The organism is Streptomyces sp. NPDC042346 (assembly GCF_055581845.1).
Genome location: NZ_JBVJEH010000003.1, coordinates 67,725 through 94,306, shown reverse-complemented (window position 1 = coordinate 94,306; position 26,582 = coordinate 67,725). Strand labels below are relative to the sequence as shown.

Below are 26,582 nucleotides of genomic sequence, written 5' to 3'. Positions count from 1 at the left end.
GGTCACAGCAGGTACGTTCTTGCCGCCGGACCACCCGGCAGCACCAGGAGAGGGCTCGGCCATGGCGATGTCACGGGCAGTTCCCAATCTCGCCTTCCGCCGGCTCCGCGGACAGCACTCGCCGGCGGAGTTCGCCGCGGCTGTCCGCCGGGCGGCGCGGGAGATCGGCGAACAGGTCGCGTGCGACGCCCGCTACATCGGGCGCGTGGAAGCGGGCGAGATCCGCTGCCCCAACTACGCGTACGAGCGGGTCTTCCTGCACATGTTCCCCGGACTCGGCCTCTCCGACCTGGGCTTCTCCGCGCGCGAGACCGTACGCGGCCGGCGGCAGGCCGCCCCGGCCGGGGCTCCGCCTCCCGCCGCGATCACGACCCGGAACGATGAGGAGAGCGACGTGCTGCGTCGCGCATTCATGACGAGCGGCTCCGCCACCCTGGCGGCCGCCTCGCTGGGACTCGGCGGCCCCGTCGTCGCGATCCCCGCCCCCCGCGGCACCCACAGGATCGGCGAGGCCGAGGTCCGGGCCGTCGAGGAGGCCGTACGGCAGATCCGTCTGCTCGACGACCGGCACGGCGCCGACGGGCTCTACAAGGTGGCCGCGCAGCCGCTCCGTACCGCGTACGCGCTGCTCGACACGGGAACGATGACCCGCCGCTCCACCGAGGACCGGCTGCACGCGGGCGCCGGCGAGCTGTCCCTCTCCGTCGGCTGGCTCGCCCACGACTCGGGCCGCCACGAGGACGCGCGCTCGCACTACGCGGAGGCCCTCGCCACCGCGCGGGTCTCGGGGAACGCGGCCCTGGAGGCGCACGCCTTCTGCAACACCTCGTTCCTGGCCCGGGACACCGGCAAGTACCGGGAGGCCGTCCGGGCGGCCCAGGCGGGGCTGCGGGCCGCGCAGCCCCTCGACTCGGCCCGGCTGCTCTCGCTGCTCTCGCTGCGGGAGGCGGCCGCGTGGGCGGGGCTCGGCGACCGGTCCGCCTGCGAGCAGGCCCTCGGCCGCGCCCACGGGCACTTCGACCGGGGGCCCTCCGACGGCGACCCCGAGTGGATGTCGTTCTTCGGCGAGCCCGAGCGGGAGGCCCTGGAGGCCCAGTGCTGGTCGGCCCTCGGCGACTGGGGCCGCGCCGCCCGCCACGCCCACCGGGCCACGGTCCTGCAGAATCCGTACTTCGCCCGGAACCTCGCGCTCTACCGCGCCCATCTGGCCAAGGACCTGGCGCACGCCGGGCGCCCGGACGAGGCGGCGGCGGAGGCGAAGCGCGTCGTGGACTCCCTCGAAGGCATCGCCTCGGCCCGGATCCGCGGGATGCTCGCGGAGACGAGCAGGGTCCTCGCCGCGTACTGACGGCGGGGCTGCCTGGCCGCCAGGGCCGCAGTGCCCTCTACTCCAGGTGGCCGGTGTCGTTCCAGCGCTCGATCGCCGGCGCGCCGTACGCCCAGCCCAGGGCCGAGAGGCTCGTCGGGTCGAGGCGGATGCGGGAGGCGAACGAGACGTCCTCGCCCAGCCAGCGCGCGCCGATCGACCGCAGGATGTGGCCGTGGGCGAAGACCAGGACGTCGCGGTCGGCGGAGCGGGCCCACTCGACGATCTCGTCGGCGCGGGCCGACAGCTGCGCGAGCGACTCCCCCTCGGGAACGGCGTCGCGCCAGATCAGCCAGCCGGGGCGGACGGCCTGGATCTGGGCCGGGGTCATCCCTTCGTACGCCCCGTAGTCCCACTCCATCAGCGCGTCCCACGGCTCGGCGCGGTCGCCGAAGCCGGCGATCTCGCAGGTCTCGCTCGCCCGGACCAGCGGGCTGGTGCGCACCTCCACGTCGGGCAGCCCCCGCCAGGGTCCGCGGTGGAGCCGCTCGCCGAGCAGCTTCGCGCCGCGCCGGCCCTCGTCGAGCAGGGGGATGTCGGTCCTGCCGGTGTGCCGGCCGAGAAGAGACCACTCGGTCTGGCCGTGCCGGGCGAGCAGGATGCGCGGTGCCATGGGAAGGCTCTCCAGGGGTTCACGGTGTGCGGACGTGCCTCTCCCATCATCTCCCACCCGAATTCGGGGTGACGAACGGGCGACCTCGGGACGGTTGTCAGTGGCGGATGCGAGACTTCCGCGGGTGAGCGCATCCCTGGACAGCGGTCTGCCCCGACCCTCGCAGACGACCCTTCGGCATCAGCTGGCCGATCTGCGCGGACCGGGCACGGCACCGCGCGCCCTGGACGCGCGGGCGCTCGCGGCGCTCGCCGCCAATCCCGGCTGCCGGCGTCGGGCGCTGCTCGACGGCGCCGGGGTCGACAAGGCGGCGCTCGCGTCGAAGCTGGGCTCCCCCGCGCCGTTCGGCCAGTCGCAGTTCGCGATCATGCGGGGCAACTCCTTCGAGGCGAAGGTCAAGGCGGACGGCGGCCGTGAGCTGCTGCGGCTGCTCGGCGTCGAGGAGCCCGGCGCGGTCTCGGTGCCCGATCTGGCGGCGGCCGGGCCGCAGGGGCGGACGGCCCGTACGGCGCTCGCGCTGCGGGAGGCGACCGCGGCCGGGGCGTGGGCGCTGCTCGACCATCCGCTGCTCGCCCTGGAGGTGGCCGGCGCCCCGGTCTATCTGGAGCCGGACGCGGTGGTGGTCGATCCCGACGGGCGGTGGACGGTCGTCGAGATCAAGTCCTTCCCGATGATCGACGGCGCGGCCGACGCGTCGAAGGTGGGCGCGGCGGCCCGGCAGTCCGCCGTGTACGTGCTCGCGCTCGAACGGGTGGCGGCGGTGACCGAGGGCGCGCGGGTCGCGCACTCGGTGGTCCTCGTCTGCCCGAAGGACTTCTCGAACGTGCCGACGGCCTCGGTCGTCGACGTGCGCAAGCAGCGGTCGGTGACCCGGCGGCAGCTCGCCCGGCTGACCCGTATCGACGAGATCGCGGACGCCGTGCCGGAGGGCGTCACCTTCGACGTGGCGGGGTGTTCGGCGGCGGAGCTGACGGAGGCCGTGGAGTCCGTGCCCCACGCGTACGCGCCGGAGTGCCTGGCCGCCTGCGAGCTGGCCTTCCACTGCCGGGCGCGGGCCCGGGAGGCGGGCGCGGTGGAGACCCTGGGCCGGGCGGTACGGGGTGAGCTGGGCGGCCTGACGACGGTCGGCGCGGTCCTGGCGGCGGCGCGCGGCGAGGCCGGCGACCCGGACGACCCGGCGGTGGCGGCCCTGCGCCGGGCTCGGGCGCTGCGCCAGGAGGCGCTGGACCGGGCGTCTGTCCTGCGCGCGGAGGTTTCGGGCCGGGCGTCGGCACGGTCCGAGGAGGCTCCCGTATGTCACTGATCTCCGCGCTCGCCCGGATGGAGGCCGTCGAGTCGGGCCGCGCCCAGCCGCTGGCCACCGTCCGCCACCGGCACGTGTCCGCGCGGCCGCTCGTCCTCGTCCCCCTGACGACCGCCGGTGAGGCGGGCGCGCCGCTCGGCGCGCTCGTCGGCACCGACCGCGAGGAGCCGCGGCTCCTGGTGGTGGCGCAGCCCCGGGACCGGGACCTGCGGTTCGCGTTCCTCGCCGACCTGGCGGAGGAGGTCCTGCCGTACGTCGACGCGTTCACGGACGCCGTCGAGGCGGCGGAGCGGAGCGAGGTCGACCCCGAGACCGGCAAGAAGGTGAAGGTCGAGGTCGAGCTGTGCGCGGACGCGCCGCAGCTGATCGTGCCGAGCCGGGCGGGCATCGAGTACGTACGGCTGCTGGGGCGGTCGACGCGGTTCCGGCGGACGGCCGAGCAGGACCCGGAGACGCCGTTTCCTGCGCCGCCGCGCGTGCCGCTGCTCGGACGCTGGCTGACGCACTTCGGCGAGCGGGCGCGGGTCCCCGGGTCCTCGCTGCTGCTCGCCGCGACGGACCTGCTCAACCGGCACTGGGCGACCGGCCAGTCCTCCCTGGAGGACCAGCACCTGGGCGCGCTGCTCGCCTGGATCGACCCGTCCGACGGGGAGACCGGCCCCGAGGGGGCGCTGCGGGCCGAGGCGGGGCGGGACGAGCGGGGTCAGCTGCTGTGCCCGCCGGCCGGTCCCGCCACCGACCCGGCCTTCGACAACAGGCTGCTCGCGCCCGCGATCGAGCGGTACGACCGGGCCCGGCAGGCGCTCGGCGCGGCCGAGGACGGCGAGGCGGCCGACACGGGCCTCGGCGAGCTGCACCGGGCCGAGCGGGAGATCCGGCGGCTCGTCGCCTCGCAGCTGAAGCCGACCTGGGACGCGGTCTGGCAGGCGCTCGACCTGCTGCGGGAGCTGCCGGAGGGCGCCAGGGTCGAGGACCGCTGGACCCGCGACCGGTGGTCGTTCACCGGCCACCGGGACCGGATCACGGCCGGTGAGCCGCCGCAGCCGCGCCGGGACGACGCCGTGGGGGCGGCCTCGAAGCTCGCGGCCCGCGAGCAGGCGCAGGGGCAGCTGGAGGCCCACGAGGCGCTCGACGACCCGCTGGTCCTGGCGGGGCGGCGGCTCGCGGGCGAGGCGTTCGCGGCGGAGGTGGCCGAGGTGACGATGGCGTGGACGGAGTCGAAGCGGCCCGCGCCGCGCCCGCTGCTCACGGTCCGCACGGAGGACCGGCCGCACCTGGCGGAGAAGGCGAAGGTGTTCCGCTCGCTCGACGGGAAGCCGCAGGCGGCGGAGTTCGTGCGGTACGAGGAGGACGGCTCGCTGGTCCTGCGGCTCCTCGACAGGATGGGGCGGTCGAAGGAGCCGGCGGCGGGCTCGGTGCCGGAGAAGGGCGAGCGGATCGCCTGGACCCTGTTCGAGCACGAGCAGCGGGTCGGGCCGAAGCTGCCGGACCCGGAGGAGACGCCCTGGACGCACGGCGGTCCGCCGCGGACGGACGCCGTCGAACTGCCCGACGCCGTGACCCCCGAGGACGTGCTGTGACCGTGACGACCGGTGAACCTCGCTTCGATCCGTCCGCCGAGGCCGGCCGGGCGACGGACGGCATCCTGGCGGACACCCTGCACGGCACCTCCCGCGGTGTCGTCGTGGACTCCCCGCCGGGCGCCGGGAAGTCGACCCTGGTCGTCCGGGCCGCACTCGAACTGGCCGCCGCCGGGCGTCCCCTGATGGTCGTCGCACAGACGAACGCGCAGGTGGACGACCTGGTGCTGCGGCTCGCCGAGAAGGAGCCCGGCCTGGAGGTGGGCCGGCTGCACTCGAACGACAGCGACCCGTACGACAAGGCGCTCGACGACCTGGCCAACGTACGGAAGTCGGCGAAGCCCGGGGAGCTGACGGGGCTGCCGGTCGTGCTCTCCACCTCCGCCAAGTGGGCGCACGTGAAGAACGTCGAGCCGTGGGCGCACGCGATCGTCGACGAGGCCTACCAGATGCGCTCGGACGCGCTCCTCTCCGTGGCGGGCCTCTTCGAGCGGGCGCTGTTCGTGGGCGACCCCGGGCAGCTGGACCCCTTCTCGGTGGTGGGAGCGGAGCAGTGGGCGGGGCTCTCGTACGACCCCTCCGCCTCGGCCGTCTCCACGCTGCTCGCGCACAATCCGGAGCTGCCGCAGCACCGGCTGCCGGTGTCGTGGCGGCTGCCCGCATCGGCGGCGCCGCTGGTCTCGGACGCCTTCTACCCGTACACGCCGTTCCGCAGCGGCACCGGGCCCGGGGACCGGACGCTCTCCTTCGGGGTGGCGTCGGACGGTTCGGGTCCCGACCGGGTCCTCGACGAGGCGGCGGAGTCGGGCTGGGGACTGCTCGAACTGCCGGCCCGCACCACCCCGCGCACCGATCCGGAGGCGGTCGGCGCGGTCGCCCTGGTCGTCCGACGGCTCCTGGACCGGGGCGGGGCGGCGGTCTCGGAGCGGTCCGATCGTCCGGTGCCCCTGACGCCCGACCGGATCGCGGTCGGCACCGCCCACCGCGACCAGGCGGCGGCGGTCCGGGCGGCGCTCGCGGGCCTCGGTGTGACGGGCGTGACGGTGGACACCGCGAACCGGCTCCAGGGCCGCGAGTACGACGTCACCGTCGTCCTCCATCCGCTGTCGGGGCGGCCGGACGCGACCGCCTTCCACCTGGAGACGGGCCGCCTGTGCGTGCTCGCCTCCCGGCACCGGCACGCCTGCGTCGTGGTCTGCCGCGCGGGCGTCTCGGAGCTCCTCGACGAGCATCCGTCGACGGAGCCGGTGCGACTCGGCGCGGCCGTGTCGTTCCCCGACGGCTGGGAGGCGAACCACGCGGTCCTCTCCCACCTGGCGGAGCACCGGGTGGCGTGGGATCCGGGCGCGGCGTAGGGCCGTTCCGGGGAACGGGCCCCGAAGGCGGGGTCCGGGCGCCAAACAGGGGTCCGGGAGCAGAACCGGGGCGCGCAGCGGGGGCCTCGCGCTCTTGCGCGGGGCGGGACAATGGAAAGCGGCCCGGGATCCCGGGCCGTGCCTGTGCGAGGAGGAGAAGAACGATGGCGGAACCCGCTGAGCGGAGCGGACAGCGACGGCTTCGGCCGGCACCGCTGGTCTTCGAGCCTGCCGAGGCGACCGCCGATCCGGAGCATTTCTTCGACCTGGAGTCGATAGAGGACCCGCGTGAACTGCTGGCCCGGGCGACGGAGCTGACGCTCGCGTTCCGCGCGGCGACGGACCGCGCGACGGAGTTCCAGGCGATCGCGGCGGCGCAGCTGGCGGATCCGCGCCGGTTCGACCGGCTGACGGCGGCGGACGTCGCCGAGCGGGCGGAGTGGACCGAGGACTACGCCCTGAAGATGATCGAGTTCGGCCGCGGTCTGATCCGGTCGAACGGGCGCTCGGCGGAGGAGTAACCGCCAGGCGCGAACCTGGGGCGCGGACGGGGGCGCGGGCCGGGAAGCAGCCCGCGAGTAGGCCGGGCGGAGGCGTCCCGTGGCATATGCGGGGCGCACGATACTCCTCGCCCACCCCTCTTGTCCGAGATTCCGGCAACTCTCGGAAACCGCATGGTCACGGCCGGTAGATCTGATCACATGACGACCTGGTTGCGCGACGAGACCCCGTACGACATCTTCCGTTTCCTGCGGGAGGGCGACGAGGGGCGCCACCAGACGGCCCGCGTGACCGCCGACGGGGCGGCCTGGCTCGCCTCGGCCGCCGGGGGCCGGCCAGGGGCCGCGCTCACCCGCTGGGAGGCGAGCCCGGCCTCGCCGGCGGCGCTGCCCTGCGGGACGGTCTTCGACGTCGTCAACGTGGACCCGGTCTTCGGGCGCCGGATGCTGGACCGCCTGTGGGAGGAGGGCCCGGGTTCCGGGCCCGTCGCCGTGCACCGGGGCCGGATGATGCTGTTCGCCGCGCCCGGGACGGCCCAGCGTTTACCGGCACTGCTCGACTGGGAGGAGTGGGGCGACGCCGTCCCCCGGCCGCTCTGTCACGGCGTCGGGGACGCGGTGACCGTGCCCCCGCTCACCCCGGCCGACTCCGCCGGACCCCGCTGGCTGGTGGCGCCCGACACGCGGAACCCCTGGCTGCCCGGGCCCGAGGTCATGCTCTGGGCCTGCGTGCGGGCCGCCCGGGCCGCCTCCGCCCCCGACGTGCGGGTATCGATTTTTCCTCCCGCCGATCCGGGTGCTAATGTCTACGACGTCAGCAGGCGCCGCTAGCTCAGTTGGTTAGAGCAGCTGACTCTTAATCAGCGGGTCCGGGGTTCGAGTCCCTGGCGGCGCACAGACGGAAGAAGCCCCTCGCGGAAGCGGGGGGCTTCTTCGTTCTCCCGTGACCTCCCGGGTCAGCCCGCTCCCGGCGGGGTGACCTTCACCGTCCAGCCGCCCGCCTCGGTACGGTCCGCCACCTCGACGCGGACGCCCGTCCCGGGCACGGTGAACGTCTCGCCCTCCTCCAGCGGCGCGTCCGCGAGCGGCGGGTAGACGGAGCGGTCCCAGCACGCCTCGGTGCGCGGGTGGGCGTCGACGACCTGGACCGGGCCGTCGCCGGAGGCCGCGCCGTTGCGCACCCGGTAGACGAGGACGCCCTCGGTGCAGGTGTCGGCGTCGTTGCCGGTGGAGCCCCGGGCCTCGATCGCCAGGACGCTGTCCGGGCCGGTCCTCACGACCGCGAGCCGGGTGCCGAGAGCGCCGCTCTCGGTGGGCGGGGCGTCGGTCGGCTCCAGGCTGACCAGCTGGGGGCCGGGCCCCTGCACGCAGGTCACCTGGGCGCGGGAGAGCCAGCCCAGCTTCCACTTGTGCCAGCCGAAGAGGTCGGGCGCGAGACCGAACTGACTGCCCATGACGTCCCAGTCCCCCACATGGGTGTCCCAGTCGCCCTTGCCGTCCGCCGGACGGTGGTAGAGGTCGGGCAGGTCGAAGACGTGGCCGGTCTCGTGCGCGAGGACGTTCCGGTCGGGCGGGTGCCGCTCGAAGACCGTGACGACCCGCTTGATCTCGGTGCCGTCGACCTCCATCGGGCGTTCGAGGTTGACGACCTTCGTCGCGTCGGAGTCCACGCCGGGCGCGTCCGGGTCGGCGACCAGGTAGACGACGTCGTACAGCGAGAAGTCGACGTCCGCGTCGGCGGCGGCGACCGCGTCGCGCAGATAGGCCGCGCGCTTCCCGGAGTCCCAGTCGCGCCGTATGTCGTACGCGCTCGACTCCCGCGGCATCCGGGTCCACTCGGACCGGGCGTGCGGGCGCAGGGCGAAGCGGCCGTAGGAGGCGCGCTCGAAGTACTCGCTGGTGGCCGGGAAGTGGTCGGCGGTGAGGTCGGCGGGGGTGGTGAGCGGTGTGGCGTCCGGGAACGACAGGAAGATCATGACCGCGTCGAGGGTGCGGGTGGGACGCGGATAGGAGCCGTTCCAGGTGTCGAGGCCGAGCGAGTGATGGGCCGCGGTGCGGGGCAGGACGCAGGGGTTCGCCACGGGCGCGCCCACGGCGGGGCCGGCGACGAGCCCGGTGGCGGCGAGCGCGGCGAGCGCGGTGAAGGCCGCCGCGCCGGAACGCAGGCTCGGCCGCTCCACTCCCCCGGGTGGCTGCTGACCCCTCACGTGGACCTCCGGATCGATAGGGCGGGACACCACAACCACCTTGTGATGGTTTGCGGCGTTTCGCATGTTTCCGCTGCCCCGGTCGGGTGAGGGAGCACCACGGGGTCGACGCGACACGAGCGGGCATCGCCTCACGGAAAGTCACAATCGGTCACGTCACCACCGACCCGTGTCAGACCCGTGCAGAAACGGTCAGGCGGGGGGTGGCGGTGGGGAGCCTCACAGCGGTCGGCGCTCCCCGCGGCGGCCCCGAAGCTGGAACGGGCCCCCGAGCTGGCTCTATGATCGGCACACTTTCCTTGGCCGACCATCCCGACCACATGTGAACGGCCCGACTGCACTACGGGAGCGAGCGGTGAGCGAAACCCCCGAAGGACCGGTGCATCCAGAGCCGCCGGAGACGACCCCGACCGACCTCGCCGTCACGGAGCGTCACGTCGACCCCTGTGCCACGCAACAGACCGGCCACGACCCCGGCCACGTCGCCGACCTCCGGCCCGGCCTCTGGTCCGGTCGCCGCCCCGAGTTCGACCCCGAGCTCCGGACCGACCGCCGGACCGGGCTCCCCGCCGACCGCCGGGCCGCCGAACTCCGGGACTACCGCGCCGCCTTCCGGGCCGCGCAGCTCGCCATGGCCGTCGTCGACCAGGACGGCATCGTCGTCACGGCCAACGACTCCTTCGGCGCCCTCCTCGGGACCGAGGCCGGGGCGCTCCGCGAGCAGGCCGCCGCCGATCTCGTCGACCTCGCCTCCGACGGCCGCACCTGGCACGCGTACCGCGAGGTGCTCCGCGGCCGCCGCTCCCGCTTCCGCTGCACGCGCCGCCTCAAGCACCCCGACGGGCGCTCACTGTGGGCCGAGGTCACCGTCTCCCCCGTACCGGACAGCCGGCGCGTCCTCCTGTCGATCGCGGACATCAGCGACCGGCGCGAGCTCCAGGCGCGGCTGCGCCACCTCCAGATGCACGACCCGGTGACCCGGCTGCCCAACCGGGCCCTGTTCTTCGAGCGGCTCTCGGCCGCGCTGGAGGCCGCCGCCCAGGACGCCGCCCAGACCGCCGCCCAGACCGCCGCCGAGGAGATCGCCCAGGACGTCGCGACGGACGGCGCGCCGCCGGTCGGCTCGTCATACGAGTCGCATGAGTCACACGAGTCACATGAGTCGTACGGGTATGGCAGAACAGGGCGGATCGGTCTCTGCTACCTCGATCTCGACGGCTTCAAGGCCGTCAACGACACCCTCGGCCACCGGATCGGCGACCGGCTCCTCGCCGCCGTCGCCGCCCGCCTGACGGAGTGCGCGGACAGCGACGGCTACACCCGCAGCGGCGGCCACCTCGTGGCGCGGCTCGGCGGCGACGAGTTCGCGATCCTCGTCGAGGACTCCACCGGTACGGAGCAACTGGCCGACCTGGCCCGCTCGGTGCTCCGCGCGCTCCAGCTCCCCTTCGACCTGGGCGGTCAGCGGCTCGCGGTCTCCGCCTCGATCGGCGTCGTCGAGCGCACCGCGCACGGGACGACGGCGACCGCGCTCATGCAGGCCGCCGACACCACGCTGTACTGGGCGAAGGCGGACGGCAAGGCCCGCTGGACCCTCTTCGACCCGGAGCGCAACGCCCACCGGATGACCCGGCAGGCCCTCTCCTCCACGCTCCGCCCGGCCGTGGAGCGCGGGGAGTTCGGCCTGGAGTACCAGCCGCTCGTGGATCTGGCGGACGGGGCGGTGCGCGGGGTGGAGGCGCTGGTGCGCTGGAACCACCCGCAGTTCGGCTCGCTCCCGCCGAATCGGTTCATCGGCATCGCCGAGGAGGACGGCTCCATCGTCGAGCTCGGGCGGTGGGTCCTGCGGACCGCCTGCCGGCAGGCCCGGCAGTGGCAGAAGGACCATCCGCGCGAGCGCCCGATCTTCGTCAGCGTCAACGTGGCGGTCCGTCAGGTCTGGGACTCCGACCTCGTCGCGGACGTCGCCGGGATCCTCGCGGAGACCGGGCTCGCCCCGCACCTGCTCCAGCTCGAACTGACCGAGTCCGCCGTGATGGGCTCGGCCGGACGGCCGCTCCAGGCCCTCCAGGCGCTGAGCGACATGGGCGTGCGGATCGCGATCGACGACTTCGGCACCGGCTACTCGAACCTCGCCTATCTGAGCCGGCTGCCGGTCTCCGTGCTCAAGCTGGACGGCTCCTTCGTCCGCGGCTTCCAGGACGAGGAACACGCCAACCCGGCCGACGAGCTGATCGTCGAGGCGCTCGTCCAGCTCGCGCACCGGCTCGGGCTCACGGTCACCGCCGAGTGCGTCGAGACCTCGGGGCAGGCCGCCCGGCTGCGCCGGATCGGCTGCGACACGGGGCAGGGCTGGCTGTACTCGCGGGCGGTGGCCCCGGACCGTATCGCCGAACTGATCGGCACGGAGCCCCTGCGGGTCTGACCCCGCCCGACCCTTACGACCCCGACCCGTACGACCCCGCCCGCCCTCGCCCCCGTCCCCGTAGGACGCAGGGCATGGAACTGCCCCCGGCCGGAGGGACATTCCGGGCGGGGGCAGTGGCTCATGAGGTGGTGCGCGGTGGGGTACCGCGTGGGGTGCCGAGTGGGGTGCTCAGCGGGTCAGGCACTCAGCAGGCGCCGAGGTCCTTCCAGACGCCCCACTCGCCGGTCGTGCCCGGCGTCTCGTTCTGGGTCCACCACTGGGCCTTGTACTTGCGGCCGTTGTGGGAGACCTCGTTGCCCGAGTTGTAGACCGTGCCGGCCACGTACGCCGGGACCGAGCCGCAGCCCGTGGGCGGCGTCGTCGGAGGCGTGGTCGGGGGCGTGGTGGGCGGGGTGGTGGGCGGCGTCGTCGGCGGGGTGGTCGGCGGCGTCGTGGTCGGCGGGGTGGTGGTGGCGCCGAGCGCGGTGTTGATCTGGCCCAGGAGGGTGGCGTTGTCGTCCAGGCCGAGGAGCGAGTACATCATCGCGCCGGCCAGACCGCGCTGCTTGGAGTAGTCCACGCGGGCCTGGATGGACTTCTGGTTGAGGCCGGTGAAGAACTCGCCGTCCTTGTAGAAGTACGAGGACTTCGACTGGTCGTCCCAGAAGGTCGTCGACGCGTTGTCGACGATGCCGCCGAGCTCCTTGTAGTGCGCGATGCCGGCCTGCTGGCTCAGCGGGCGGACGTTGGAGCCGCCGGTCGCGGTCTGCGCGAGGCCGTTGGTCGTGCCGGCCGGCACGCCCTTCCAGCCGCGGTAGTAGAACTCGTAGCCCAGGGTCAGCTTGTTGGCGGGGAAGCCGCCCGCGATGCCGTAGGTCGGGTTGCCGTCGATCCAGGAGTCGATGGCCGAGTCGATGCTGTACTTCTCGGTGCCCGGCGCGATCACGTCGGTCGGGTCGTTCGTCGAGGGGTACAGCGGGGACTGGTGGTACGTCGGCCCGTCGCCGTCCCAGGCGCCGTGCATGTCGTACGTCATGATGTTGGCGTAGTCCAAGTACTGGCCGATCTTGTCGGTCTCGATGTACTTGATCTTGTCCTGGCCGGCCGGGAGGGCCGAGGTCAGCAGGTACTTCTTGCCGCCGTTGGCCGCGCCGTACTCGTCGAGCTGCTTGCGGAACTCGGCGAGGAGGAGGGTGAAGTTCTGCTTGTCCTCGGGGGCGTAGTGGTTGCCCAGGTGGCCGCCGGAGGAGCCCGGGTACTCCCAGTCGATGTCAATGCCGTCGAAGATGCCGGCCGCCGTGCCCGCGCCGCCGAAGCCGCCCTCGACGGGCAGGTTGCCCTTGATGTACTGGTCGATGCAGGAGGAGACGAGCTTCTTGCGGCTCGCGTCCGTCTTCGCCGCGTCGCTGAAGTACTTGGAGTAGGTCCAGCCGCCGAGCGAGATGTTGATCTTCAGGTGGGGGTACTTCGCCTTCAGTTCCTTGAACTGGTTGAAGACGCCCACGATCGGCTGGTCCCACTTGTCGGCGACGCCGTCGACGCTGTCCGCCGCGCTGAAGGACTTCTGGTAGTCGGCGTACGAGTCGCCCGCACCGTCACCCGCGTTGGGGTTGTTGTCGTCACCGGCGGCCTTGTTGGCCTCGAAACAGGTGAGGTTGGTGGGGTGGATGTTGCCGAACGAGTAGTTGATGACGTCCAGCTTGCTCGCGATGCCCCGGGTGTCGAGGTGCTTGGGGTAGAACGCGTTGCCGTAGACGCTCCACTGGTCGTAGTACGCGATGCGCACGTTGCCCGCAGAGGCAGTGGTCGACGAGTCGGCCGCCTGGGCGGAGCCGAGGCCGACGGTCGCGGCAAGCGCGCCGGCGGCGAGGGCCGAGCTGAGAAGCGCGGCGATCAAGGGCTTACGGGGGTGCACGTGCGGCCTCCGAAGTGGGGGAGAACTGGGTGGTGCCGTACAGGAGCTGAGGAAGTGATAACCGGCACATGAACATCGCGTCAATGGTCTGAACCAGATTGAGGACTAGACCAATTCGCGCACGAAAGCCCTTGTCAGAGAGGTGCAGCACAAAGCGGAACCGCCCGCCACCATGGGTGACGAGCGGTTTAAGGTTCGCTTAGGGGTGCCGCGAGGGTGGTTCAGGGGTGAACCAACCGGTCGCGGAATCCCGGGTTTTTTACCCGGCCGACCCCGGCTCGGAGTCCGACGGCGCGGGGAGATCGGGGAGCTCGGGGAGCTCGTACGCGTCGGCGATCAGCTCGTAGCTCCGGATCCGGACCTCCCCGCCGTGCCCGTTGGCCGTGATCATCAGCTCGTCCGCGCCCGTGCGCTTCCGGAGGTCGTCCAGCCCCGTCCGGACCTCGTCCGGGGTGCCGTAGACGATGTTCGCCAGCCAGCCGTCGACGAACTCCCGCTCGGCGGGGCTGAAGTCGTACGCCTCCGCCTCCTCAGGCGTCGGCACCAGGCCCGGCCTGCCGGTGCGCAGGCGCAGCATCGCGAGGGCGCCCGCGAGGACCTCGCCGCGCGCCCGCGCCGCCTCGTCGGCGGCGAACGCCGAGACGCCGATCATCGCGTACGGGGCGTCGAGGACCCCCGAGGGCCGGAAGGAGTCCCGGTAGAGGTCGAGCGCCGGGATCGTGTTGCGGGCGGAGAAGTGGTGGGCGAAGGCGAAGGGCAGCCCGAGCAGGCCGGCGAGGCGGGCGCTGAAGCCGGAGGAGCCGAGCAGCCAGACCGGCGGCCGGCCCTTCGGGCCCTGCACGGGGCCGGGCACGGCGTGGATCCGGGCGTACGGGTGCCCGTCCGGGAAGTCGTCGTCCAGGAAACGGGTGAGCTCGGCGAGCTGCTCCGGGAAGTCGTCGGCACCTTCGTTCAGGGTGTTCGTGCGCCGCAGGGCGGCGGCCGTGGCGCCGTCGGTGCCGGGGGCGCGGCCGAGTCCGAGGTCGATCCGGCCCGGGGCGAAGGCCTCCAGGGTGCCGAACTGCTCGGCGATGACGAGCGGGGCGTGGTTGGGCAGCATCACGCCGCCGGAGCCGAGGCGGATGCGGCGGGTGTGGGCGGCGAGGTGGGCGAGGATCACGGCCGGGGACGAGGAGGCGACACCGGGCATGGAGTGGTGTTCGGCCACCCAGTGCCGGTGGAAGCCGCGCCGCTCGGCGAGCCGGCTCAGCTCGACGCTGGTGGCCAGCGCCTGTGTCGCGGTCCGCCCGCTGCCGACGGTCACCAGGTCCAGTACGGACAGCGGTACGGGCGCGGTTCCCCGCGCCTCTCCTCGAATAGCGTCGGTCACCGTAGGGACCCTCCTCGGCACACGTGCGGTTGGTGCGGACACTGCATCCGATCCACAACAGGAGGGGGTCTCCGGTTATTCCGTACGTTCTCGGCCACCGGAAGGGCCCTGGGCGGGTCCGCTTCCCCGTAAAAAATCTTCCGGTCCTCACCACCCGAACGCGCGCGCGAACCCGACCCCGCACGGCCCTGACCTGAGACTCTCTGAAGGAGTCATGACATAGGCATATGCCAGGGTGGTGCGCCGCAGCGTACGGCGGGGATCCTCCGCATCATTCTCGCCAACAGCCGCCCCTGAAACGGTCCTTGGCGGCTATCGTGGTACGAAAGCTTGCGGTCACAACCTGGTAGGGGGAAACCGTGGCGCTGAAGCCCGAGCCCACCGCGCCGTTCCACTCGGTGCAATACGCCTTGCGCGTCCTCGAGACGGTCTCACGGCACGGTGGCGGAGTGACGGACGTCCAGATCGCCCGCGAGACCGGCCTGCCCGTCGCCCACCTCTCGTCACTGCTCCTCATGCTCCGCCGCGAGGGGTACGTCGAGCAGGTCGCCGACGGCGCCTACGTCATCGGGGACTCCCTCGTCCTCCTCGGTTCCGGCCTGACCCGCCGCGAAGCGCTGGAGGCCAAGCTCCAGGAGACCCTGACCGAACTGCGCGACTCCGTCGGCGCGGCCGTCTACATCAGCCGGTACATCGACGGCGAGGTGAAGATCACCCAGTTCGCCGACGGCCCGCGCACCCCGAAGGTCAACGAGTGGGTGGACTTCCGCTCGGCGGCGCACGCCAGCGCGGTCGGCAAGTGCCTGCTCACCCAGCTCGACCAGAACGGGCGGCGGGACCACCTCGCCCGCCACAAGATCGCCCGGCTGACCTCCCGGACGATCACCAACGAGCGGATCCTCTTCTCGAAGCTCGACAGCCAGCCGGCGACCGTCCCCGTGCTGGACCTCCAGGAGTACGCGGTCGGCACGGTCTGCGCCGCCGTCCCGCTGACAGCGGGCTCGGCCGTGGGCTGCCTGGCGCTCTCCCTGCCGATCGAGCACGCCCACCGGCTGCGCGCCGCGGCGGACACGCTCAACCGGCGGGCCGCTCCGGTGGTGCTGTCGCTGGCGATCTAGCCGAGGTGCGCGAACCCGCCGGACGGTGCTCCGGCGGGGCGGTCACGAGCACCCCGGAACACCAGGTAGTATTTTCTCTGTCAGCAAGCGCCGCTAGCTCAGTTGGTTAGAGCAGCTGACTCTTAATCAGCGGGTCCGGGGTTCGAGTCCCTGGCGGCGCACAGACAGAGAAAGCCCCTCGCTTCGGCGGGGGGCTTTCTTGTCGTGCTCGTGCGCGTACTCCCGCTCCTCCCGCCCCTCCCGCCCCTCAGGCCCTGAGGTAGGTGAGGACGGCGAGGACGCGGCGGTGGGTGTCCTCGGCCTGCGGCAGGTCGAGCTTGGCCAGGATGTTCCCGATGTGCTTGCCGACGGCGGCCTCGGTCACCACGAGCCGGCGGGCGATCTCCCCGTTGGAGTGCCCCTCCGCGACCAGGCCGAGGACCTCCCGCTCGCGCGGGGTCAGCGCCTCCAGCGGGTCCCGGTGGCGGCGCAGCAGCTGCCGTACGACCTCGGGATCGACGACCGTACCGCCGTCGGCGACCTGGGTGAGGGCCTCGACGAACTCCTCGACCTGCCCCACCCGGTCCTTCAGGAGGTAGCCGACGCCGGTGCCGTCGCCCGAGTCGAGGAGGTCGGCGGCGTAGCTGCGCTGCACGTACTGGCTGAGGACGAGGACCGGCAGGCCGGGCCGCTCGGCGCGGAGCGCGACGGCGGCGCGCAGCCCCTCGTCCTGGAAGCCGGGCGGCATCCGGACGTCGGTGACGACGATGTCCGGGTCGTGGGCGCCGACCGCCTCGCGCAGGCCGTCGGCGTCACCGACGGCGGCGACGACCTCGTGGCCGAAACGCGTCAGGAACCCGATCAGTCCCTCGCGGAGGAGGACGCTGTCCTCGGCGAGGACGACGCGGAGCTTTCGGGGAGCGCGGGGAGCGATCGGCACGGGATCTCCACTCGGAGGAGGGTCGGCCCGCCCGGCGGGCTCATGATCGTCAGTGTGCCATCGAGGACGGCGATCCGGTCGGCGAGTCCGGTGAGCCCGCTGCCCCGGGCCGGGTCGGCGGCGCCCCGCCCGTCGTCCTCGACGTCGAGCCGCAGGACGCCGTCCGCGTGCCGGGCGGTGATCCTCGCCTGGGCGGCCCCGCTGTGCTTGCCGATGTTGGCGAGCGCCTCGCAGCCCGCGAAGTAGCCGGCGCTCTCCACGGAGGCGGGCAGCCGGGGCAGCTCGATGTCGGTGGCGACGGGGACGGCCGAGCGGTCGGCGGCGTCGGCGAGGGCCGCGCCGAGGCCGTAGTCGGCCAGGACCTGCGGATGGATGCCGTGGATCAGCTCCCGCAGCTCGGTCAGGACCTGCCCGGCCTCCGCGTGGGCCTTGGCCAGCTGGTCGGCGAGCGGTCCCGGCGGGGCGTCGAGGCGGGCGAGGCCGAGGGTCATGGTGAGGGCCACGAGCCGCTGCTGGGCGCCGTCGTGGAGGTCGCGCTCGATGCGGCGGCGCTCGGCCTCGAAGGCGTCGACGAGCCGGGCGCGGGAGGCGATGACCTCACCGATCCCGCCGTCCCCCGCGTCGGTCTCGCGCGGGGCGAGCAGGGCCCGGGCGAGGGCGGCGCGGGCCCCGGCGACGGCGGCGAGGGGGTAGGCGAGGGCGACGAGGAGGAGGGCGCCGAGGAGGGCGGCGGCGAAGGCCTCGGGGTAGGAGGTGACCAGGTACGCCTTGACGACCTTGGCCTCGTGGCCGTCGGCCGCCAGCTGGAACGGGGCGCTGAGGAGGGCGACGGGCAGGCCGACGCCGACGGCGAGCGCGATGAGGTCGAGGGGCCACAGGACGGTGGCGAGCAGCAGCCCGTACCCGAGCTCCCGCCAGGTCGCCTGCTCCCCCGCGCGGAGCCGGAGCCAGGCGGCCAGGCCGGGTGCGGTGGGGACGCGGTGCGGGTCGGGGGCCGGGTCCAGGTCGACGAGCCTCAGCCGGAGCCGCTCGACGGAGCCGAGGGCGACCCCGGAGAGGAGGAGCAGCGGCAGCCCGACGAGGAACAGCGAGAACACCCCGAGCACGAGGAGCACGAGACAGGCGAGGCCCCCGACGATCCCCCCGGTCGCGAGGTACCCGGCGGCCCGCCAGGGCCAGGAGCCGAGCGGGAAGCGTGACCGGGTGAGCGCCTGCCAGGGGTTACGGGGTTCCATGGGCGCCCACGGTAGGCGCGGGACCGGGGGCGGGGCCATGGGCCTGGGGGGCGTGGCGGGGGTGGGGCTGGGCCTACCCCGGGGCCTTCCCGCCGATCAGGCCGGGGTGCGGCCGTGGCGGGCGTACTCCTCCTGGAGGGCGGCGGTCGCCTCGGGGGTCAGGGGTTCGTACGGGGCGGTGGGGGTCGGGCGCCACCAGACCGGGTCGGGGCAGAGGAAGGACGCCCGGCGCAGGCCCACGCGGTGGATCTTGTTGGTGGCCGTGAGGGGCAGCTCGCCCATCACGCGGACGAAGCGCGGCGGCATCTTCGTGCCCAGGTCCGGCTGCGCGGCGAGGAAGTCCGCGAACTCCGCCGGGTCGAAGACGGCCCCCTCGCGCAGGGCCAGCGCCGCCATGACCTGGTCGCCGGCGACCGGGTCCGGTATCGCGTACACCGCCACCCCGGCGGCCCGGTCCCAGCGGGCGAGGATGTTCTCGATCATCGCCGCCGCCAGGTTCTCGCTGTCGACCCGCAGGCGGTCGTCCGTGCGGCCCGCGAAGTAGAGGAATCCGGCCTCGTCCCGGTAGAAGAGGTCGCCCGTCCAGTACCAGCCCCCGCGCAGCCGGACCGCCTCCGCCTCGGGGTTGCGCCAGTAGCCCTCGAAGGGGCTGCGGCCCCGGTTGACGAGCTCGCCGACCGCCTCGTCCGTGTTGAGGAGCCGTCCCGTGGGCGAGAAGCGGGCCGGTGCGCACTCCTTGCCGGTCTCCGCGTCCAGGACGGCCAGGTCGTCGCCCGGCGCGGCCCGCCCGATCGCCCCGGTCGGGGTGTCCGGGGTCCGCTGGATCGCCGCGCCGCCCTCGGAGGAGCCGTACCCCTCGACGAGCGGGACCCCGAACCGCTCCCGGAACCGGGCCGCGTCGACCGCCCCCGCCTCCGTGCCGAAGCCGAGGCGCAGCCCGTGCGCACGGTCGTCCGGGCCGGGCGGGGTCGCGAGCAGGTACTGGACGGCCCGGCCCACGTACGTGAAGTAGGTGGCGCCGAAGCGGCGTACGTCGGGCAGGAAGCCGGACGCCGAGAAGCGGGCCCGCAGCGCGACTCCCGCGCCCGCGGAGAGCGCGGGCGCCCAGTCCGCGATCACCGCGTTGCCGTGGAACATCGGCATGCAGACGTAGTGGACGTCGTCGGCCCGTACGCCGAAGTGGGCGACGAGCGAGGCGCCGGCGGCCGCGAGCCGTCCCTGGCTGCAGAGCGCGGCTTTGGGCGCGCCCGTCGAACCGGAGGTGAAGGAGAGCAGGAAGCGGCTGTCGGGGCGTACGGGACCGAGGGTCGCGTCGCCGGGGCGGGCGTCCCCGTAGGGGGCGAGGAGCTCCCGGTAGGCGTCGGTGTCCGTGACGAGGATCCGCAGCCCGGGCAGCGCCAGGCCGTCGAGGAGCGGCAGGTGGGCGCGCTGGGTGACCAGGATCCGGCAGTCGGTGTGCCGGATGTCCCGGGCGAGTTCGGCGCCGCGCCGGGTGGGGTTGATCCCGGCGACGGCGGCCCCCGCGAGGGCCGCCGCGCTGAGCCAGAGCGGGTACTCCGGCGTGTTGTCGAGCAGGATGCCGAGGTGCGGCTCGCGCCCCGGCAGGGGTGGCATCAGGTCCACGAGCAGTGCGGCCCGCGCGGCGGCGCCCGCGGCGACCTCGTGGTGGCTGAGGGTGTGGTGCTCGTCCCTCAGGCCGATCCGGCGGTCGCCCCATTGGCGCCGTACGAGCTCCGCGACGGTGTCCGCACCCCTCATGGACCGGACTTTAACTGACGTTCCGTCAGATCTGAACGGTCAGGACGCGACCGTCAGAACGCGACGGTCAGGACGCGGCCGTCAGAACTTGACGTCCGAGCAGGCGTAGAAGGCGTTCGCGGTGTCCGCGATCGTCCACACCGCCAGGATCAGGTGACGGCCCGTCTTGCCCGCCGGGATCGTCCCGGAGTGCGAGAGGGTCGCCGGCGGCTGCTGGTTGTTGTAGGGGACGGTGAGGAACGGCTGCGGGTCGAGCGCGGCCCGGGTCAGCTTCTGACTCGGGTCCCAGCCGTTCTTGGTGATGTAGTACTTGAAGTTGCTGGTGGCGTGCCGGGCCGTGAACTGCCAGCGGAAGCTGTAGCTCTGCCCGGACGTGAGCTGCGTCGCGGGCCACGCACCGCCCCGGGGGTCGTCGAGCTGGGCGAACTGCGTGAGCCCGGCGGAACAGATCTTGCCGTCGGCGGGACCGGCGGCGGGGAAGCCCTTGAGGCCCTCGACCGACTGCGGCTCCCACTGGATGGAGCCGCAGTTGGTCACGGTGCCGTTGGCGCAGAGCTTCTGACGGCTGATCGGCGAGTCGGTGTAGCCGTGGCTTCCCGCACTGCCGGTGGCGAGGAGGGAGGCGCCGGCGACGCCGAGCGCCACCACCGCCGTCCCGACGGACTTCTTGCGCATGTGCATGCTGTCGCTCCAGGAGAACGTGGGGGAGTTCCGTTGGGCCGTGCGCACGCGTGCGGTCTTACCGGGTTTGCTTCGGGTGACTCATTTTGGTCTGGACCAAGTACCAAGGTATGGACGGAAGTTGAACATGTCCATCCCCTCAGGCCCCCTCCGCCGGCGCCGTCCTCCCCGTGTAGAACGCCACCGTCAGGTCCTTGACCAGCGCCTTGCGCTCGTAGTCGTCCAGCTCCACCAGACCACGACTGGTCAGCCGGTGGACCACGTCGTCCACCGCGTCCACCACCGACGTCAGGACACTGTCCCGGTGCTTCGCGTCGATCGCCGCGATCCGTCGCCTCTGCATCGCCGCCGCGACCTCCGGGGCGTACTCGATACGGGTCGGCTGCGCCGAGAAGACGTCGACCCCGACCGGGGCGCACTCCGCCGACAGCATCCGCGTCAGGGCCTCGCCGACCGCCTCCGCGTCCCGGAGCGTCGGGGCGTCCTCGTGGAAGGCGTCCGCCGGAAGCTGCGACAGCACCCGGGCCATCGCCGCCTCCACCTGCTCGCGCAGGTACTCCTCGTGGCCGTCGACCCCCAGCGCGGCGCGGACGGTGTCCCGCACCCGCCACACGACGAGGACGACGACGTCCAGGGCCGTGCCCTTCGCGTCGACCGCGGGCAGCGGCTCGCTGCGCCAGTGCCGGAGCCGGACGTCGACGCGACGCCGGAGCAGGAGCGGGCTGACCCAGACCAGGCCCGTACGGCGGACGGTGCCGCGGTAGTCGCCGAAGAGGGTCAGGACCCAGGCGTAGCCGACCCGGCCGCGGCCGAGCCCGCCGAGCGCGAAGAGGGTGGCGACGACGCCGAGCGCGAGCAGCGCCCACTGGCCGAGGTGGATGCCGTGGTACGGGCGGGCCGGCAGCCGCAGCATCCGCGCCGCCTCGGCGGGCACGGCCCCGGTCCACCACACGAGCGCCGCGCATCCGGCGAGCGCGAGGGCGCCGCCGGCCACACCGACCCAGCCGGGCAGCACCGGTCCTGGCCGCTCGACGAGATCCGGATCGGCGGTGGGCGCGGGGCGGGAGGCGGACCGGGACTGCTCGCGGGTGGGGGCCGGGGGGAGGGCCGGAGTCGGAGCCGGGGTCGAGGACCACGGCTTGGCCTGCCCCTTGGTCCTCGCCTGCGGCTGCGCCTGCTTCTTCTGGCTCTCGGTCTGCGTCTGCGTCTTCGCGGGTGCCGGGATGGCGGCCTTGCCGTTCTTCGCGGGGGCGGTGGGCGCGGCCATCGCGAGGGTGTCGGGGCCTCCGTCGTCCACGGTCGCGCCGAGCGCGGGGGCGCCGCCCTCCGGCTCGTCGCGGAAGAGCAGGTGCACCGGGATGGAGCCGGTGGTCTCGGCCCCGATCACGTTCTTGCGCCGCGCCACCCGTACGACACCGGCGACGGGCACGGCGAGCGCGGCGACCCGCGCACCCGTGATCCGTGCGAAGTCGGGCACGTCGACGCGCTCCTTCACCACGGAGACCTTGGCGGTGGCCTTCGCGGTGACCGGGGGCACGGGCACGGCGGCGGGCGTGGTGTCCACGGCAGCCGAAGCGGCCGCCGGAGCCGACCCGGTCACCGGAGCCGAAGCGGCCACCGGGGCCGGCGACGCGCTGTCGGGCGTCTCCGCCGGCGTACCGGTGGAAGGACGGTCGGCCTCGGGGGTCGCCGTACGGGCGGCGGTCGGGGTCAGGGCGACCGCCGGGGTCGCGGCGACCGTCGGCTTCACGGCGACCGCCGGGTCGACGGGGCGTGCGGTGGCGGGTCGCTCGGCGGCGGGCTGTTCCGCCGCCGGGGAGGCCCCGCTCGGTGCGGTGGGGGCGGGTGCCCCCGCGGCCGCGCTCGTCGGCGGCTCTTGCCCAGATGCCGCCGGGGCGGACGGACCCGTGGTCGTACCGGCGACCGAACCCAGGGGGTGCGCGCCCGTCGGCGTAGCCGCCTCGGGAGCCGAAGGGGCGGGCGTACCCGAGGGCGCACCCGAGGGCGCACCCCCGGGCGCGGGCGCACTCGCCGCCGGAGCGGACGGCCCGGCGGTCTCGCCGGGGGCCGGGTGCGGCGCGATCCGGTCGGCCCGGTCGGCCGGGGCGGCCGTCGGCGTGTCGGCCGTCGGCGTGTCGGCGACGGTCGGGCTCGGAGGCGCGGCGGTCGCGGTCGTGGCCGCCGGGGCAGGTGGTGTCGGGGTCTGGTGCGGGGGCGTGGCCGTGGCGGGCGGTACCGGTTCCCCGCCCGGGTGGGGTGACGTGCGCGGAAGGGTGCCGTCCGTCAGACGTCTGGCCGTGCGGGCCGCGTCACGCGAGGCCGCCGCGCCGGAGTCCGCGGGGGTCGGGGTCGATGCGGTCATTCGGGTCCACCTCATGCTCTCGGGGTCATCGGAACAAGCGCCGCCAGGTCTCCGGGCCCGGGTAGCCGTCGGCCGCTCCGCCGCGCCAGCCCTGAGCCCGCTGGAACGCCTCGACGTTGCGGCGGTCCGCCTCCGTCCAGCGCGGACCGGGTCCCGACAGGTAGTGCTTGCCGAAGCCCCGCTTCACCAGTTGTTTGCCCAGCTTCTCCACATATGCGTTGGATTGGCCCGGACGGAAGGAGCCACGCCCGGGGAACTCCGTCCCATCCGTGCTCGACCCTCCCGAACCACCCGATCCGCCGATGCTCTTCCCCGTGCCGGTCACGAGCAGCCGCCACGTCTGCGGCCCCGGCAGACCGTCCGCTTCCTTGCCCTTCCAGCCCTGCGCCAGCTGGAACGCCTGGGTCGCCCGCCGGTCCGCATCGCCCCACTTCGGACCGGCGCCCTTGCTGTAGTACTTCTTGCCGCCGCGCTCGATGAGGAGCTTCCCGAGCTGCGTGACGTACGCGTTGTCGGCGCCCGGGCCGAACATCGCCGTCCCCGGGTACGGCGTGGCCGGCGTCGTCGGATTCGACCCGCCGCCGGTCGTGCCGCCCCCGCTGCCGCCGCTCACCACGCCCTTGTAGCGGTAGGCCACGTACCGGTCGGAGTTCTCCCAGTACGCCATCGGCGTCGCCTGCTTCCGCGTGCGCGGCTTGGTCTGCTCGTACGCGATGTACGAGGTGTGGGTGTAGTCGGTCCAGCCGCCGAAGATCGTGACGTGCGAGCCGCGCGTCGGGTTGGCCGGGTTGTGGAACAGCAGGATGTCGCCGGGCTGGAGCTCGGTGCGGTCGATCCGCTCGGCGAAGCGGTCGAGGCTGCCGGTCCACTCGTTGCTGCGCAGGTTCCAGGCCATGGAGATGTAGCCGGAGCAGTCCTGGCGGTACCCGTCCGACCAGTACTTCTCCATCGAGTACGGGACCTGCGCGGTCACCCACAGCTTGGCGCGGTTGATGATCTCGGCCCGGGTCGTCTGCCGCAGCGTGCCCGTCGAGATCTGACTGGTCGTCGGGGTCGCGACCGTGCCCGTACCGGTGCCGGTGCCCGGCGTCGCGTTCGGGGAGGGCTGGGAGCCGGGGCCCGGCGCTCCGTGCAGCGGCTCCCGCCCGCCCTGCGGGGTCTCCGGCCCGGGCCAGGGGGTCACCGCGTCGGCGGCGTCCGCGGCGGCCGAGCGCTCCCGCAGGACCGCCGACTCCACCTCCACGCCCGCACCCGCACCCGCGCTCGCGCTCGCCCCCAAGCCCGCACCGACACCCGCATCCGCACCCGCGCCCGCGCCCGGGGCCGCAACCGCGCCCGGGTCCGCGTCCGCAGGGGTGAACGGGCCCGTCGGGCCGGCCGGCTCCGCCGGGCGGGCGAGGGCCGTCGCCACTCCCGCCCCTCCCCCGCCAAGGACCACTCCCGCCGCCGTCACCAGGACCAGCGCGCGGCGCGCGCCGTGCGCGGCCGGGTGGCCGCCCGCCCGTACGGGCAGGCCAAGCGCGAGGCCACGGCGCTGCTGGGCGCAGCCCGGGCAGCCGCAGTCGGCCGCGGGTTCGAACTCCTCGAAGACCGGCACGCTCATGCGATTCCCCTCCACACTCGTCAAGATCTTTTGACCCTCGTTTCGGGCGCCAGTGTCTCAACTGTCTGGACAAATCGCATTTTGACGGATCGACGGCCTGATACGACCATCCGACAGGCCGGGCGCGACCGGTATTGGTCAGGAGCACACCTCCAGGTCGGGTAGAGTTCTCTCTGTCAGCAGGCGCCGCTAGCTCAGTTGGTTAGAGCAGCTGACTCTTAATCAGCGGGTCCGGGGTTCGAGTCCCTGGCGGCGCACGCAGAGTCAAGGCCCCCTCACCATCGGTGAGGGGGCCTTGGTCGTTCCCGTGGCGCTTTCCCGCCCGAACTACCGGGCGTTGCGGGCCAGTTCCAGGGCGTACGCGTCGAACCACTCCCCCGCCCTCGGTCCGCCCCGGCACTCCCCGTCCGACTCGCCCGGCCGCTTGATCCACAGATGCGCGGCGACCAGCGGGTCCCCGGTGCTGCGGGTCGGCGGCGCGCCGAGCGCGCGGCCCGGCGGGTTGCACCAGTTCTGGGCCGGGTCGCCCTCGGCGTAGGGGCCGTTTCCGTTCCTGCTGGTGTCGATCACGAAGGGCTTGCCGCCGACCAGGGCCGACAGCTGCCGGCCGTAGGCGGTGCTCGCCGCCGTCGTCTGGAAGTTCGAGACGTTGACCGCGAAGCCGTCGGCCTCGGCGATCCCGGCCTCTTGGAGCGGGCCGCTCAGCTGCGAAGGTCCGACCCAGCCCGCGTTGCCCGCGTCCAGGTAGACGGTGGTGGCCGGCTGCTGCTTCAGCCGTCGGACGGCCGCGCCGAGCAGCTCGTACCGCTCCGCGCGGTGCTGCTCCTCGGTGCAGCCGTCGACGACGTGCGTCACGGCGTCCGGTTCGAGGACGACTGTCGCGCGCCGCGCGCCGATGCCGCGGGCGACCCCGTCCACCCAGGCGCGGTAGGCGTCGGCGTCCGCCGCGCCGCCCGCCGAGTGCCGGCCGCAGTCGCGGTGCGGGATGTCGTAGAGGACGAGGAGCGCCTCGCGCCGGGCGCGGGTGGCGGCCTCGGTGAGCGCACGGGTCTCGGCCTCGGGCCGGTCGGTGCCGATCCACTCGGCCACGGGCCGGGACGCGATCCGCCGCAGGAGCCCGGCCTCGGCGGTACGGCCGGCTGCGAGGTGCGCGGCCATCTGCCGGGCGGCCTTGCCGTCGGGGTTCACCCAGTACGGGACGGGGGCGGACGGCGTGGGGGCGGGCGCGGGGGCGGCACCGGCGGCGGGCGGGTCGCTCCGCGCGGCGGGCGGGGTGGCCGGGCCCGGGCTCGTACAGCCGGCGGCGAGGAGGAACGCGAGCGCGAGGGCCGGGAGGGTGAGTCCCGCACGACGCACGCAAGGAGATACGGACATTCGGGGCCCCTCGGCACGTACGGAGCGGTCGCGGTCATCGTGACACGACAGCCCTCTGGACCGGGCGAGGCAGGGCCTCTACGGTTCCGGAACCCCGACCTCCCGCGGCCGGCACCGGGCTCCTCCCGCCGCCCGTGAGCCCCGCGGTCGAGGACCGGTCCGGCCGGTGGCGCCGCGGGACGCGAGCCACCGGCCGGGACCCGGTCGCCGGGATCGGTCGCCGGGGGTTCAGGTGCCCGGCGCCGCTGTCCCCGTCCCCGTGCCCGTGAGGTACGCCGAGACGACCACGTTCGCCGAGTACGTGCCGGCCGTGCGGTCGAAGGTGCCGCCGCAGGTGATCAGGCGCAGTTCGGCGCGGCGGGGCTCGCGGGGGCCGTAGACCTTCGTCGCGTCGAAGTCGTCGCGCGGGAAGACCTGGATGTCGTCGACCGTGAATTCGGCGACCGTGCCGTCCGTCCGGGTGACCCGGATCTTCGCGCCGGGGCGGGCCGCGCTCAGGCCGTAGAAGACCGCCGGGCGGGTGTCCGTGTCGACGTGGCCGACGAGCAGGGCCGCCCCGGCGGCACCCGGCCGGGTGCCGGCGCCGAACCAGCCCACCGTGTGGGGCGTCTCGAAGGGCGGCGGGTCGATCGCGCCCGTCCCGTCCAGGCCGCGCGCCACGACGGGCGCGGCGATGCCGAGGGACGGGACCTCCACGCGCCGGGGCTCGGCGGGGGCGATCGGCGCGTGGGCCGGGGGCAGGTCCACGCCGAGCGGCCGGCCGACGGCGGCGATGTCGCCGTGGGTGGGCGCGGAGCTGCCCCCGGGGCCCTCGGTGGCCTCGCGGCCCCAGAGCCAGAGCCCGAGGAGCAGCAGCGCCCAGGTCACGCCGGTGACGAAGCGCCCGGTGCCCGCCGGGCGGGTTCCGGGCGACATCC

Annotated in this window: 20 protein-coding genes and 3 tRNA genes; 11 read left to right on the top strand and 12 right to left on the bottom strand. The window is 73.9% G+C overall.

Going from position 1 to position 26,582, the window contains the following annotated elements:
* Positions 1 to 61: 61 nt before the first annotated feature.
* Positions 62 to 1,348: a tetratricopeptide repeat protein gene (locus ACZ6K0_RS14160; RefSeq protein WP_376405555.1), complete on the top strand. Its 1,287-nt coding sequence runs from the start codon at positions 62 to 64 to the stop codon at positions 1,346 to 1,348.
* A gap of 37 nt (positions 1,349 to 1,385) precedes the next feature.
* On the opposite strand, the gene ACZ6K0_RS14155 is transcribed toward ACZ6K0_RS14160, so the two are convergent.
* Positions 1,386 to 1,979: a histidine phosphatase family protein gene (locus ACZ6K0_RS14155; protein WP_376405553.1), complete on the bottom strand. Its 594-nt coding sequence runs from the start codon at positions 1,977 to 1,979 to the stop codon at positions 1,386 to 1,388.
* 124 nt (positions 1,980 to 2,103) lie between these two features.
* Between ACZ6K0_RS14155 and ACZ6K0_RS14150 the strand changes: the two genes are divergently transcribed.
* The 6 genes from ACZ6K0_RS14150 (at position 2,104) to ACZ6K0_RS14125 (ending at position 7,612) form a co-directional block, all read left to right on the top strand.
* Positions 2,104 to 3,282 carry a hypothetical protein gene (locus ACZ6K0_RS14150; protein ID WP_469233742.1) on the top strand — a complete coding sequence of 393 codons (1,179 nt, stop codon included), beginning with the start codon at positions 2,104 to 2,106 and terminating at the stop codon, positions 3,280 to 3,282.
* On the top strand, positions 3,273 to 4,862 hold the full coding sequence (locus ACZ6K0_RS14145; RefSeq protein ID WP_469233744.1) for a hypothetical protein: 1,590 nt from the start codon (positions 3,273 to 3,275) through the stop codon (positions 4,860 to 4,862). Before ACZ6K0_RS14150 ends, ACZ6K0_RS14145 begins: the two co-directional genes overlap by 10 nt.
* Positions 4,859 to 6,217 (top strand): AAA domain-containing protein, encoded by a 1,359-nt coding sequence (locus ACZ6K0_RS14140; RefSeq protein ID WP_376405547.1) that lies wholly within the window; start codon positions 4,859 to 4,861, stop codon positions 6,215 to 6,217. Before ACZ6K0_RS14145 ends, ACZ6K0_RS14140 begins: the two co-directional genes overlap by 4 nt.
* A 164-nt stretch (positions 6,218 to 6,381) precedes the next feature.
* Positions 6,382 to 6,738, top strand: coding sequence for a hypothetical protein (locus tag ACZ6K0_RS14135; RefSeq protein WP_469233747.1), 357 nt, complete (start codon positions 6,382 to 6,384; stop codon positions 6,736 to 6,738).
* A 180-nt stretch (positions 6,739 to 6,918) separates the two neighbouring features.
* Complete coding sequence (locus tag ACZ6K0_RS14130) at positions 6,919 to 7,548, top strand: hypothetical protein (RefSeq protein ID WP_376405543.1); 630 nt, start codon at positions 6,919 to 6,921, stop codon at positions 7,546 to 7,548.
* Positions 7,539 to 7,612, top strand: a tRNA-Lys gene (locus tag ACZ6K0_RS14125). Before ACZ6K0_RS14130 ends, ACZ6K0_RS14125 begins: the two co-directional genes overlap by 10 nt.
* Positions 7,613 to 7,673: 61 nt before the next feature.
* Here ACZ6K0_RS14125 and ACZ6K0_RS14120 read toward each other — a convergent pair.
* Positions 7,674 to 8,924 carry a M6 family metalloprotease domain-containing protein gene (locus ACZ6K0_RS14120; RefSeq protein ID WP_469233748.1) on the bottom strand — a complete coding sequence of 417 codons (1,251 nt, stop codon included), beginning with the start codon at positions 8,922 to 8,924 and terminating at the stop codon, positions 7,674 to 7,676.
* 355 nt (positions 8,925 to 9,279) lie between these two features.
* On the opposite strand from ACZ6K0_RS14120, the gene ACZ6K0_RS14115 reads away from it, so the two are divergent.
* The gene (locus ACZ6K0_RS14115; RefSeq protein WP_469233749.1) at positions 9,280 to 11,349 is read left to right on the top strand and encodes a putative bifunctional diguanylate cyclase/phosphodiesterase; all 2,070 of its coding nucleotides are present in this window, start codon (positions 9,280 to 9,282) and stop codon (positions 11,347 to 11,349) included.
* 187 nt (positions 11,350 to 11,536) lie between these two features.
* On the opposite strand, the gene ACZ6K0_RS14110 is transcribed toward ACZ6K0_RS14115, so the two are convergent.
* Positions 11,537 to 13,246 carry a glycosyl hydrolase family 18 protein gene (locus tag ACZ6K0_RS14110; RefSeq protein ID WP_376405537.1) on the bottom strand — a complete coding sequence of 570 codons (1,710 nt, stop codon included), beginning with the start codon at positions 13,244 to 13,246 and terminating at the stop codon, positions 11,537 to 11,539.
* Between the two features lie 259 nt (positions 13,247 to 13,505).
* A complete protein-coding gene (locus tag ACZ6K0_RS14105) occupies positions 13,506 to 14,615 on the bottom strand; it encodes an LLM class flavin-dependent oxidoreductase (RefSeq protein ID WP_469233751.1) in 1,110 nt (369 codons plus the stop codon).
* 359 nt (positions 14,616 to 14,974) lie between these two features.
* Between ACZ6K0_RS14105 and ACZ6K0_RS14100 the strand changes: the two genes are divergently transcribed.
* Both ACZ6K0_RS14100 and ACZ6K0_RS14095 read left to right on the top strand, forming a co-directional pair.
* The gene (locus tag ACZ6K0_RS14100) at positions 14,975 to 15,733 is read left to right on the top strand and encodes an IclR family transcriptional regulator (protein ID WP_024758909.1); all 759 of its coding nucleotides are present in this window, start codon (positions 14,975 to 14,977) and stop codon (positions 15,731 to 15,733) included.
* A gap of 87 nt (positions 15,734 to 15,820) precedes the next feature.
* Positions 15,821 to 15,894, top strand: a tRNA-Lys gene (locus tag ACZ6K0_RS14095).
* 86 nt (positions 15,895 to 15,980) lie between these two features.
* Here the strand turns inward: ACZ6K0_RS14095 and ACZ6K0_RS14090 are convergent.
* From ACZ6K0_RS14090 to ACZ6K0_RS14065, 6 genes are all read right to left on the bottom strand, one after another.
* On the bottom strand, positions 15,981 to 16,652 hold the full coding sequence (locus tag ACZ6K0_RS14090; RefSeq protein WP_376405532.1) for a response regulator: 672 nt from the start codon (positions 16,650 to 16,652) through the stop codon (positions 15,981 to 15,983).
* The gene (locus ACZ6K0_RS14085; protein WP_376405530.1) at positions 16,574 to 17,887 is read right to left on the bottom strand and encodes a sensor histidine kinase; all 1,314 of its coding nucleotides are present in this window, start codon (positions 17,885 to 17,887) and stop codon (positions 16,574 to 16,576) included. Before ACZ6K0_RS14085 ends, ACZ6K0_RS14090 begins: the two co-directional genes overlap by 79 nt.
* A gap of 96 nt (positions 17,888 to 17,983) precedes the next feature.
* Entirely contained in the window at positions 17,984 to 19,645 is a 1,662-nt protein-coding gene (locus tag ACZ6K0_RS14080) for an AMP-binding protein (protein ID WP_469233754.1), read from the bottom strand.
* Positions 19,646 to 19,726: 81 nt separating this feature from the next.
* Positions 19,727 to 20,320, bottom strand: a complete 594-nt coding sequence (locus ACZ6K0_RS14075) for a lytic polysaccharide monooxygenase auxiliary activity family 9 protein (protein ID WP_376405768.1) — start codon at positions 20,318 to 20,320, stop codon at positions 19,727 to 19,729.
* Between the two features lie 145 nt (positions 20,321 to 20,465).
* Positions 20,466 to 22,688 carry an SPFH domain-containing protein gene (locus ACZ6K0_RS14070; protein WP_469233756.1) on the bottom strand — a complete coding sequence of 741 codons (2,223 nt, stop codon included), beginning with the start codon at positions 22,686 to 22,688 and terminating at the stop codon, positions 20,466 to 20,468.
* Between the two features lie 25 nt (positions 22,689 to 22,713).
* Positions 22,714 to 24,291, bottom strand: a complete 1,578-nt coding sequence (locus ACZ6K0_RS14065) for a peptidoglycan-binding protein (RefSeq protein ID WP_469233758.1) — start codon at positions 24,289 to 24,291, stop codon at positions 22,714 to 22,716.
* Positions 24,292 to 24,474: 183 nt separating this feature from the next.
* Here ACZ6K0_RS14065 and ACZ6K0_RS14060 point away from each other — a divergent pair.
* Positions 24,475 to 24,548: transfer RNA gene (locus ACZ6K0_RS14060), tRNA-Lys, on the top strand.
* A gap of 70 nt (positions 24,549 to 24,618) precedes the next feature.
* On the opposite strand, the gene ACZ6K0_RS14055 is transcribed toward ACZ6K0_RS14060, so the two are convergent.
* Together ACZ6K0_RS14055 and ACZ6K0_RS14050 are read right to left on the bottom strand one after the other, a co-directional pair.
* A complete protein-coding gene (locus tag ACZ6K0_RS14055; RefSeq protein ID WP_469233760.1) occupies positions 24,619 to 25,665 on the bottom strand; it encodes a glycoside hydrolase family 6 protein in 1,047 nt (348 codons plus the stop codon).
* 228 nt (positions 25,666 to 25,893) lie between these two features.
* Positions 25,894 to 26,580, bottom strand: coding sequence for a class F sortase (locus ACZ6K0_RS14050; RefSeq protein WP_469233761.1), 687 nt, complete (start codon positions 26,578 to 26,580; stop codon positions 25,894 to 25,896).
* Positions 26,581 to 26,582 lie beyond the last annotated feature (2 nt).

What these genes read in the sequence shown, in the direction of transcription:
- ACZ6K0_RS14160 (WP_376405555.1), top strand. Translation starts at nt 62, where the DNA reads ATGGCGATGTCACGGGCAGTTCCCAATCTCGCCTTCCGCCGGCTCCGC.
- ACZ6K0_RS14155 (WP_376405553.1), bottom strand. Translation starts at nt 1,979, where the DNA reads ATGGCACCGCGCATCCTGCTCGCCCGGCACGGCCAGACCGAGTGGTCT.
- ACZ6K0_RS14145 (WP_469233744.1), top strand. Translation starts at nt 3,273, where the DNA reads ATGTCACTGATCTCCGCGCTCGCCCGGATGGAGGCCGTCGAGTCGGGC.
- ACZ6K0_RS14135 (WP_469233747.1), top strand. Translation starts at nt 6,382, where the DNA reads ATGGCGGAACCCGCTGAGCGGAGCGGACAGCGACGGCTTCGGCCGGCA.
- ACZ6K0_RS14130 (WP_376405543.1), top strand. Translation starts at nt 6,919, where the DNA reads ATGACGACCTGGTTGCGCGACGAGACCCCGTACGACATCTTCCGTTTC.
- ACZ6K0_RS14085 (WP_376405530.1), bottom strand. Translation starts at nt 17,887, where the DNA reads ATGGAACCCCGTAACCCCTGGCAGGCGCTCACCCGGTCACGCTTCCCG.
- ACZ6K0_RS14080 (WP_469233754.1), bottom strand. Translation starts at nt 19,645, where the DNA reads ATGAGGGGTGCGGACACCGTCGCGGAGCTCGTACGGCGCCAATGGGGC.
- ACZ6K0_RS14075 (WP_376405768.1), bottom strand. Translation starts at nt 20,320, where the DNA reads ATGCGCAAGAAGTCCGTCGGGACGGCGGTGGTGGCGCTCGGCGTCGCC.
- ACZ6K0_RS14070 (WP_469233756.1), bottom strand. Translation starts at nt 22,688, where the DNA reads ATGACCGCATCGACCCCGACCCCCGCGGACTCCGGCGCGGCGGCCTCG.
- ACZ6K0_RS14065 (WP_469233758.1), bottom strand. Translation starts at nt 24,291, where the DNA reads ATGAGCGTGCCGGTCTTCGAGGAGTTCGAACCCGCGGCCGACTGCGGC.
- ACZ6K0_RS14055 (WP_469233760.1), bottom strand. Translation starts at nt 25,665, where the DNA reads ATGTCCGTATCTCCTTGCGTGCGTCGTGCGGGACTCACCCTCCCGGCC.
- ACZ6K0_RS14050 (WP_469233761.1), bottom strand. Translation starts at nt 26,580, where the DNA reads ATGTCGCCCGGAACCCGCCCGGCGGGCACCGGGCGCTTCGTCACCGGC.